This is a genomic window from Mesorhizobium sp. LNJC394B00, from assembly GCF_000502555.1.
In the GTDB taxonomy this organism is placed as follows: Bacteria; Pseudomonadota; Alphaproteobacteria; order Rhizobiales; family Rhizobiaceae; genus Mesorhizobium.
Genome location: NZ_AYWH01000030.1, coordinates 1 through 10204 on the forward strand (window position 1 = coordinate 1; position 10204 = coordinate 10204).

General features: G+C 60.3%; 3 protein-coding genes, 6 pseudogenes and 1 other annotated feature. Of the genes and pseudogenes, 5 read left to right on the top strand and 4 right to left on the bottom strand.

Annotation, left to right across the window (positions count from 1 at the left end; genetic code table 11):
• The 3 genes and pseudogenes from X751_RS135060 to X751_RS1000000167355 all read right to left on the bottom strand — a co-directional run.
• Positions 1-1361 (bottom strand): KUP/HAK/KT family potassium transporter (locus X751_RS135060; protein ID WP_023746483.1); only part of this gene is annotated, 1361 nt, incomplete at its 3' end.
• A gap of 141 nt (positions 1362-1502) precedes the next feature.
• A pseudogene (locus tag X751_RS0134910) lies at positions 1503-2921 on the bottom strand (KUP/HAK/KT family potassium transporter); the annotation flags it as partial.
• A gap of 37 nt (positions 2922-2958) precedes the next feature.
• A pseudogene (locus tag X751_RS1000000167355) lies at positions 2959-3291 on the bottom strand (KUP/HAK/KT family potassium transporter); the annotation flags it as partial.
• 502 nt (positions 3292-3793) lie between these two features.
• On the opposite strand from X751_RS1000000167355, the pseudogene X751_RS01000000164625 reads away from it, so the two are divergent.
• Positions 3794-4685 (top strand): annotated as a pseudogene (locus X751_RS01000000164625) (IS3 family transposase); the annotation flags it as partial.
• Positions 4045-4161 (top strand) — a sequence feature (AL1L pseudoknot). It overlaps the preceding pseudogene by 117 nt.
• Here the strand turns inward: X751_RS01000000164625 and X751_RS1000000166625 are convergent.
• Positions 4664-5901 (bottom strand): annotated as a pseudogene (locus X751_RS1000000166625) (IS30 family transposase). The pseudogenes X751_RS01000000164625 and X751_RS1000000166625 sit on opposite strands and share 22 nt — an antisense overlap.
• 240 nt (positions 5902-6141) lie before the next feature.
• On the opposite strand from X751_RS1000000166625, the pseudogene X751_RS135055 reads away from it, so the two are divergent.
• The 4 genes and pseudogenes from X751_RS135055 to X751_RS1000000168370 all read left to right on the top strand — a co-directional run.
• Positions 6142-6495 (top strand): annotated as a pseudogene (locus X751_RS135055) (integrase core domain-containing protein); the annotation flags it as partial.
• A gap of 482 nt (positions 6496-6977) precedes the next feature.
• On the top strand, positions 6978-7520 hold the full coding sequence (locus tag X751_RS1000000168365) for a hypothetical protein (protein WP_245265864.1): 543 nt from the start codon (positions 6978-6980) through the stop codon (positions 7518-7520).
• Between the two features lie 247 nt (positions 7521-7767).
• Complete coding sequence (virD4, locus tag X751_RS135050) at positions 7768-9513, top strand: type IV secretion system ATPase VirD4 (protein ID WP_023746487.1); 1746 nt, start codon at positions 7768-7770, stop codon at positions 9511-9513.
• Between the two features lie 416 nt (positions 9514-9929).
• Positions 9930-10204, top strand: a pseudogene (locus X751_RS1000000168370) (hypothetical protein); the annotation flags it as partial.

Here is a 10204-nt window from a genome sequence, read left to right on the forward strand (position 1 = left end):
ATCGCCAGAACGATGGTGAAGGCCACCGCAAGCGACGCCCAGCCGCCCTCGAACACCTTCACGATGTTGGAGGCGAAGAAGCCGATGTCGATGAAGCCGAACAGCGCCGTCATGGCGACCGCCACCCACAGCCGCCATTTCCAGATGCGGGTCATGACGACGAACAGCAGCACCGTCGTCACCAACATGTTGCCGGTCACTGAGATGCCATAGGCGGAGGCGAGCTTGCTCGATTCGCCGAAACCGACGACCAGCAACATCACCGCCAACGCCAGCAAAACATTGACGCGCGGCATGTAGATCTGGCCCGACTGCCGTTCCGACGTGTGCAGGATTTCGAGGCGCGGCAGCATATTGAGCTGCACCGCCTGCCTGGTCAGCGAGAAGGCGCCCGATATGACCGCCTGGCTGGCGATGACCGTCGCCGCGGTTGCCAATACCACCATCGGGATCAGCGTCCAGCCTTCGTTCATCTCGAAGAATGGATGGCCGACGTGACCGTTCTTCGCCAGAACGAAAGCGCCCTGCCCGGCATAGTTTAGCAGCAGGCAGGGAAACACGATGGCCAGCCAGGCGAGCACGATGGGCTTGCGGCCGAAATGGCCGAGATCGGCATAAAGCGCTTCGGCACCGGTGACGGCGAGGAAGATGGCGCCGATGGTGACGAAGGCGACATCGGGCGAATTGATCAGGAAGGCGACGATGTAGTGCGGGCTGACCGCCCACAGGATTTCGGGATCGGCGATGATGTGGTTCAAGCCCGAAAGACCGATAGCCAGGAACCAGACCGCCGTGATCGGGCCAAAGATCAGCGCCACACCGCCGGTCCCGAAGCGCTGCACCGAAAACAGGATCGCCAGGATGACCAGCGTCAGCGGCACGACGTAGGGCTGGAAGGTCGGGGTAACGACATTCATGCCTTCAACCGCCGAAAGCACCGAGATTGCCGGCGTGATGACGGCGTCACCGAAGAACAATGACGCGCCGACAATACCGATGGCCAGGATGATCGCCGAGCGGGTCGGGAAACTGCCGCGCGCCAGCGCCATCAGCGACAGCACGCCGCCCTCGCCTCGGTTGTCGGCTCTGAGCACGAACATGATGTATTTGATAGTGACGATAATCGTCAACGACCAGATGATCAGCGACAGCACGCCCAGAATATCGCCGCGCTCGGCGATTTCGCCGCCGGAGGACGCAACAAGCGCTTCCCGGAAGGCGTAGATCGGGCTGGTGCCGATGTCGCCATAGACCACACCGAGCGCGCCCAGCATCAGAACTTTGGTGCTGTGCTGTTCGATTTCGGGATGGCTCGATTGTTCGACGGGTTCTGCCTCAATACCAGCATTGGTAAGGGCCATGGACGACACTCCGATAAGCGCGCGGTGCTCTACGCTTGCTGCGATGCAATATCAAGTGCCGTGACGGTAGGGCTACCATGTTCCCAGCGCAGGGCTTGCCCCGCAATGACCGGTGCGTGGCGTCAAAGGCCGCCGGAAACCTCAGATCGCCACCTGCGTGCCGATCTCGACCACACGCCCGGTCGGGATCTGGAAATACTCCGTCGCATCGGCCGCCGAGCGGGCGAGCCCGATGAACAGCTTGTCCTGCCACACCGGCATGCCGGAATTGGGCGATGCTTTGAGCGAGCGCCGCGACAGGAAGAACGACGTCGTCATGATGTCGAACTTCCAGCCCTGCTTGCGGCAGATCGCCNGCAGATTGCCGGCGAGGAAATCGAGCGGGATTTCGTTGCGCCGGGTCTTGTCGAACAGATAGCGGCTGCCGCGCACCCAGGTCCACATCGCCAGAACGATGGTGAAGGCCACCGCAAGCGACGCCCAGCCGCCCTCGAACACCTTCACGATGTTGGAGGCAAAGAAGCCGATGTCGATGAAGGCGAACACCGCCGTCATCGCCACCGCCACCCACAGGCGCCATTTCCAAATGCGCGTCATGACGACGAACAGCAGCACCGTCGTCACCAGCATGTTGCCGGTCACCGAGATGCCATAGGCCGAGGCCAGCTTGCTCGATTCGCCGAAACCGACCACCAGCAGCATCACCGCCAGCGCCAGCAACAGATTGACACGTGGCATGTAGATCTGGCCCGACTGCCGTTCCGAGGTGTGCAGGATTTCGAGACGCGGCAGCATATTGAGCTGCACCGCCTGCCTGGTCAGCGAGAAGGCGCCGGAGATCACCGCCTGGCTGGCGATAACCGTCGCGGCGGTTGCCAGCACCACCATCGGGATCAGCGTCCAGCCTTCGTTCATCTCGAAGAATGGGTGGCCGACGTGACCGTTCTTCGCCAGCACGAAAGCGCCCTGCCCAGCATAGTTGAGCAGCAGGCAGGGAAACACGATCCACAGCCAGGCGACCACGATGGGCCTGCATCCGAAATGGCCGAGATCGGCATAGAGTGCTTCGGCGCCGGTGACGGCGAGGAAGATGGCGCCGATGGTCACGAAAGCGACATCGGGCGAATGGATCAGGAAGGCGACGATGTAGTGCGGGCTCACCGCCCACAGGATTTCTGGATCGGCGATGATGTGGTTGAGACCGGAAAGGCCAATTGCCAGGAACCATACGGCGGTCACCGGGCCGAACACCAATCCCACCCCGCCGGTGCCAAAGCGCTGCACCGCGAACACCATGGCCAGGATGACCAGTGTCAGCGGCACCACATAGGGCTGGAAGGTCGGCGTGACGACGTTCATACCCTCGACAGCCGACAGCACCGAAATCGCGGGCGTGATGACCGCGTCGCCGAAAAACAGCGAGGCGCCGACGATGCCGATGCCCAGGATCACCGCCGACCGCTTGGGGAAACTGCCGCGCGCTAGCGCCATCAGCGACAGCACGCCGCCCTCGCCTCGGTTGTCGGCTCTGAGCACGAACATGATGTATTTGATAGTGACGANCGATGGCCAGGATGATCGCCGAGCGGGTCGGGAAACTGCCGCGCGCCAGCGCCATCAGCGACAGCACGCCGCCCTCGCCGCCGTTATCGGCGCGCAGCACGAACATGATGTACTTGATGGTGACGATGATAGTCAGCGACCAGATGATCAGCGACAGCACGCCGAGGATATCGCCGCGCTCGGCGACATTGCCGCCCGACGACGCCACCAGCGCCTCACGGAACGCGTAGATCGGGCTGGTGCCAATATCGCCATAGACAACGCCGAGCGCGCCTAGCATCAGCACCTTGGGGCTTTGCTGTTCGATTGCCGGATGGCTCGACTGTTCGACGGGTTCTGCCTCGCTACCGGTATTGGTAAGGACCATGGACGACACTCCGATAAGGGGCGGCCCTCTACCTTTGCTGCACTGCAATATCAAGTGCCGCGACGTAATGGCTCCGGATGCGGACCGCATTTGTTGCCGCACCGGCGGATTGTCTCATACGAAACCACGATCCCGCTCCCGGGCCATTTCCTCGACGAGACACAGGCTCAAGGGGACCTGAAGGAGGGCCAGACCGGATGGGCGATGATCTGCGGCAGGAAACGATGGCGCTGCTTGTAGCTGACGGCATATCTTTCTCCTTTGTGTGTCTGCCAGACGAGCGGGCGGGCACGGAAGTGGTCGCGCTCTGGCTGCCAGACATACTCGTCCAACCTGATGAAAACCTGACTTGTACACCCAGCCCAAACAGGTGCGAGGGGTCGGTTATTACCAAAGGCTCTGAGGGCTGATTCTCTAGGGTTTCCGCCCAGATTGATCCGTGCCCCTTGTTGTGTTCCGCCCCGGGTTGATCGGAGGCTCCAACTCCTGAGAAGGTGGAACCATGACAAGCAAGGCGACCAACAAGTTCTCTCCCGAGGTCCGGACCCCCCGCGGTGCGGCTGGTTCTGGATCACGAACGCGAGCATACGTCGCGCTGGGCGGCGGTTTCATCGATCGCCGCCAAGATCGGCTGCAAGAAAGCCGAGCGTGACGGCGGCGTGCGCGCCGGAGTTCCCACGGATGCTGCGACGAAACTGAAGGCTCTGGAACGCGAGAGCCGCGAGCTTCGCAGGCCAACGAGAGCAGGGCTTCCGCGTATTTTGCCCAGGCGAAGCTCGACCGCCGGTTCAGGCCACGATCGCGTTCATCGACGATCACCGCAAGGCGCATGGGGTTGAGCCGATCTGCAAGGTGCTGCCGATCGCCCCGTCGACCTACCACGACCATGTCGCCAAGCGCGTCGACCCCTGCCGGCTGTCGGCTCGGGCAAGATGGGATACAGCCTCGAAGGATGAGGTCCGACGGTTTGAGGCGAACTTCCGCGTCTACGGCGTTCGCAAGGTCTGGCGGCGGTTGCGTCGCGAGGGCTTCGACGTCGCCCGCTGCACGGTTGCCCGCTTGATGAAGGCCATGAGCCTCGAAGGCATCGTCCGCCGATCCGCACTACGGTGAGCGACAAGGCCGCACCTTGCCCTCTCGACCACGTCAACCACCAGTTCCACTGCTCCGCGCCGAACATGCTGCGGGTCTCCGACTTCACCTGCGTCGCGACCTGGACGGGCTTCGTCTATGTCGCCTTTGTCATCGACACCTATGCCCGTCGGATCGTCGGCTGGCGGGTGAGCCGGACGGCGCATGCAGCCTTCGTTCTCGATGCCCTGGAACAGGCTCTCGATGATCGGCGGCCCGTGCGGGGAGGCGGGCTCATCCATCACAGCGATAGAGGCAGCCAAGGCGGATTCAACCGGATCGTCGCAACACCGGCATCATACTGTCCCCCAAGGAGTTGGTCGAGGAGTTCGGCAGGTGTTTTCCAGCCGAGCGTTTTGCGCGGTCTTGTGTTGATAGCATGGGCGACTGCGTCCAGTTCCCGGGCTGTGTGCCGACTGAGATCCGTGCCCTTTGGAAAGTACTGTCTCAGCAAGCCGTTGGTGTTTTCGTTGGAGTCTCGCTGCCACGGGCTTGGGGATCGCAGAAGAAAATCTCGAGCCCGGTGTCGATGCGCAGGTCGGCTGCTGCGCCATTTCCGCTCCATGGGCCCAAGTCAGCGACTGACGCAGTTGCTCGGGAAGTTTGCCCATGGATCGGGCTATGGCTCTGCGGACTGCTTCAACGCCGTGGCCGGCAAGTGGTGGACCGTTCTTGATGCGCAGGCTCTGCTGATAGCCATTGCATGCGCGGCAGGTGAAGCACGCATTGTGAAGCGTGAACTTCGTTCCACGAGCGTACCGATCGCCTAGCTTCCGAGGCCAAGGATGAGGTCGCCTTCCCAATGTCCGGGGACAGCCCGATCGGCAATTTCGGCCGGACGGTCGCTTATTATAAGGGCGTCTCCAATGAAGGACTTGTTGCGAACTCGGGCCCGTTCGCGCGGTACGCGCGTTCGGGCGGTACGCGCAACGCTCGGCCTGAACGCAGACATGCGGTCAGTCCTCGGCGCAATGCTCCGCGTCCTTGAATGTACAAGGACTGATAGATCGTCTCGTGGCTGATCCGCATGGTTTGATCCTCTGGGTAATCGATCTGAAGCCGATTTAGCGATCTGCTCGGGGCTCCAGGTTGCCGACCACCTCCGGCTCTGTCGTTTTTTCCACACCCACCTTGGGGCCCTCGAATGAGGCGCCATTGGGGTTGGTGACTTTGCCGGCCAAGCGCTCCTCAACATATTCACGCAGAGCCGGATTGACCGCCAGCTTGCCAGGAGGCCGGCGGGACTCACGATCGGCGTGCCATTGGGCGGCACTGGCCGGTAATCCAGATTGCCGCTACGCGTCGCGGCATTGCGCCTGACCTCCCGCGAGATTGTGCTCGGCGGCCGACCTAGCTTACGAGCAATGGCCCGGATGCCGATCCCCTTGGCAAGCTCAAGCGCAATATCCTCGCGCTCCCGAAAGAAAGATATCGCCCCGAAGGCGGCTTCGCCCACGGCGCCAAATGCGTTGGCGGCATCCCTCCTGTACTCCGAAACCAGCGCGGACCAAGAGGCGTTGATGTACCGGCATCCAGTGCGGCCTCCTCGCTCGAATGTCCCAAGGCAATAGCTTGCCAGAACCGGAAGCGATTCTCACGCTGCCAGGCAGGCGGACGCCCGGGCGAATCCAGCTTCTTTCGAGTGCACCGATCTAAGCGCGTTGGTGAACCGTCATTGCCACCTCCAATCCCTTGGTGTCGCGACGACCGGTTGAATCCGCCCAATACGTCAGCATTCGATACACCGAGCGCTTGGCGGAGGCCGGCGTCGAACCCTCGGTGGGCAGTGCCGGCGACTCTTTCGATAATGCTCTCGTCGAAACGATCAACGGTCTTTACAAGGCCGAGGTGATCCATCGACGCGGACCCTGGCGCTCATTTGAGGCCGTCGAGTTCGCCACGCTCGAATGGGTCGACTGCTTCAACAATCGCCGGCTGCTGGAGCCCATCGGCAACATCCCGCCGGCCGAAGCCGAGGAACGCTACTACGCCATGTTGGATGAACCAGCCATAGCCGCGTTTCTCAAACGAAACGGCCTCCGGAAAGCCCGGGGCAGTTCACATCGCATTTGATGCCAGCTTCATCGTATTTTCTTCGGCTTGGACGGGCACTTGGCAGACCCACAGAGCTGGGAACCCTTTGCCATACTACAACTGTAACATCATATCGGTTTAGCAGGTCAAGCTTCGGTGGTAACCTCTGGGTAGAATAACTACTTTGGAGGCGAGCAATGGATCGCGATAACAAACGGGCACGCGCAGCTGCAAGATCATCTCAAGGCGTGGGGAGCAGTAGCCTCCGTGACGTTCCAGAGGGGCCATTGAGCGATGTTGCAGAACGGCTGGTAACCGCTAACCCGCGCGATACAGCGCGAAATCTTGGGGGCTTCAAAGGCCTCGGGACGCACGAGCGAACAGCCGTTCGGGGCACTCAACCCGGGCCAGAAACTGACCTCGCGAGATTTGAAAGGCGGACCAATCGGCTTGGACGATCAGCCATCAATCTGGCCGCGACATTAACAGCCGAATTGGGGTACAGCACGGATGACATAGCATTGCAGAAAGTCGGAGCGGCCAGTAATCTAGGTAATTACCTAACGCCAGGGCTGCAAGATGCTATTGTTAATCGCATTGGCAACATGGATCCGCCGTCGCAAGCTCTCGGAACTTATTACGTTGCGCCACACTTCAGTAAGTTTACTGAGGAAAACAAATCTCGCATTCTTGATCAGGCCATTGGATTGGCTTCTTCTGATCCGGATGGCAATGTCAGAAACATGGCATCCAATGCTATTCTCAACATGTATCAACAGTTAGACGCAAATCAACAGGCCCAAGCTCACTCAGTTTTTCCCGGCATGCAAGACATCTTGCCGCACATGCCGCCGCCGCAGCATGCAGCAGAGGAACGGAGTGCGAATCTGGACGGCCACATAGCAGGTATTGAGGCTGCAGTCCGTGATACAGTAGGCCCGCAAACCTCCTATGAACAGCTGCAGCGGGGTGCTCAAGTCGGGCGGTCCATAAGCCAAGCCTACAATCACGCCCGAGAGGACCTAATGGAGGCCACCAGAAGCAGAGATCGCTCCGGCCGTTGATGTCTCGGCCATGGTACAGTGACGCTTTCTCTCCCGAATTCCGTCTACGGCCTTGCCGTTTCCAATTCGCTGGCCGTTGACGTACCTGCTTAGTGTAACTTTCAAAAACCACGTCTGCCGGGTGATGCGCTGCAAGCATCGCACCACCCACTGCGGCATCGATCTGTCGAGCGGCGACATCGCGCGACGCCGGTTCGGTCTCTGAAGCACGCGCAGCATTAGCTACGGCTAATCCGGCAATGGAACAATGCTTTCAACAAAAACGACGCCCCCCAACATAGCCATTAGCATCGCGTGCTCACTCGCCGTGGGCTTCTGTGCGGCAAGTCTTTACGCAACCTTCCGCCACGGCGGCAGCGGCGAGGCTCTGATGGCGTTTGATGTCCGTGCCTTTTGGTTTGAAACGCCCTTCTATTTGGGTTTCGCAACCCCCGTTTTCTATCGGGGCGCGGCTATCGTGCTCTCGACGTCCGCGGTCGTCTTGCTGATTCAGCAGATCGTATTGCGCCGCAAGCTCGAACACCACGGGACGGCTCGTTGGGCTCGAGTGGATGAAATGCGACGCACGGGATATCTGCGACGATACCGTGGCGTGACAGGGCCGGTGTTTGGGAAGACAAGTGGCCCTTTCTGGCCTGGCTACTACCTGACCAATGGCGAGCAGCCTCACAGCCTCATCGTTGCACCGACCCGCGCTGGCAAGGGCGTCGGCATAGTCATTCCAACGCTACTTACATTCAAAGGCTCGGTGATAGCTCTGGACGTCAAGGGGGAGCTCTTTGAGCTCACCTCGAGGGCGCGCAAAGCCGCAGGTGACGACGTGTTTAAATTCGCGCCGCTGGATTCGGAGCGGCGCACAAACTGCTACAATCCGCTGTTGGATCTTATAGCGCTGCCTCCACAGCAGCAATTCACCGAGGCCCGCCGCTTGGCCGCAAACCTGATTACGGCCAAGGGGGAGGGCGCGGAAGGTTTCGTCAGCGGCGCGCGAGATATCTTTGTCGCGGGAATCCTTGCCTGCATCGAGCGGGGCACGCCAACAATCGGCGCCGTCTACGACCTCTTCGCCCAGCCGGGGGAGAAGTTTAAGCTCTTCGCGCGACTCGCCATGGAGACTCAGAACAAAGAGGCACAACGCATCTTCGACGACATGGCGGGGAACGATACGAAAATCCTAACCTCCTACACTTCCGTGCTCGGCGATGGCGGGCTCAACCTGTGGGCGGATCCCGCTGTAAAGGCGGCCACAAGTCGCTCGGACTTTTCGGTCTATGATCTTCGCCGTCGCAGAACGTGCATCTATCTTTGCGTTGGTCCGAACGACCTTGAGGTGATCGCGCCTTTGATACGCTTGTTTTTTCAGCAAATCGTTTCAATTCTGCAGCGGTCGCTGGCCCGCCGGGATGAAAAGCACGAGGTTCTCTTCCTGCTCGATGAGTTCAAGCACCTGGGTAAGCTGGAGGCGATCGAGACCGCAATCACGACTATCGCGGGCTACAAGGGGCGTTTCATGCTCATCATCCAAAGCCTTTCGGCACTGACGGGGGCTTATGGAGAGGCTGGCAAGCAGAATTTTCTCAGCAATACCGGACTGCAAGTGTTCATGGCCACGGCTGATGACGAGACTCCGAACTACATTTCCAAGGCCATCGGTGAATACACGTTTGAAGCCAAATCGATTTCCCACAGCCAGGCGCGAACGTTCGACTGGACCATTCAGAATTCACATCAAGGTGCACCGCTATTGCGTCCCGAACAGGTTCGGCTGCTCGATGACGACTACGAGATTGTTCTCATCAAAGGTCTGCCACCATTAAAATTGAGGAAGGTGCGTTACTTCTCGGATCGCATTCTGAAACGCATCTTTGAACGCCAGACAGGCGCCCTCCCGGAGCCGGCGCCCTTGACGGGAACAGAGGAGGCGCTCTCCGCCGGATCTCAACTCGATGACCCGCTGTGTGAATTGGCGCAGGACTTTGACGATACAGTTTGATGTGAGGCTGGTGTGGACCCCGCGAAAAACTCCATCCCGTGTAACAGCTTTGTCGCAGGTGCAGGACGCCGGCTTGGAAGAGGGGCAAGCGGGCAAAGCCCGGCGAGTGGGCTTTGAGCAGCACGTGTCCGAGGCGCCCCGGCCGCTGTTCGATGGTCGAGCTGACGAGCCGCCAACCAATCCAGAGGAGCTTCTGCGACTGGAACAGGGGGTCTCGCGAGGTGCTTCAGCGAGGGCAGGATCATCAAGCCGCCTCATCTTTTTTCAGCAACCCAGGATGCCCGATGGACGGGATGACCTCAACAGAAGCGTGTCGGAGGCTTTCGCAAGCTCTGGGACGCCGGAGTTCGGGCCGCCGCCCCCAGTCCTGGCTGCCAGCCAACAGCAGATCCGCCCTTCGCCGGATGAGCTTGACCATGCAACCACCTGCCACCCGAGTGAGTCGTCCCAACAATGAACATCCCACAGCGCTGTTGTGGCCAGCGGAGACGCAGAGGGCCCTGAATGCGCCGCAAGCCGTCGCCATTCAGCAGCAGCTGAGCGAAATCGGCAATTCAGGCGGCCGCGTGCATATGCAGAGAGGGGCTGATGCGATCTCCGGACCGGTAGCTCTCGCCGTAATTGATCAGGCTGGTACTGTTGGAAGGCTTGATCAGCCTCGTCACCCCAATCTCCAGCATAGCTCACTGTC

What these genes read in the sequence shown, in the direction of transcription:
- virD4 (WP_023746487.1), top strand. Translation starts at nt 7,768, where the DNA reads ATGCTTTCAACAAAAACGACGCCCCCCAACATAGCCATTAGCATCGCG.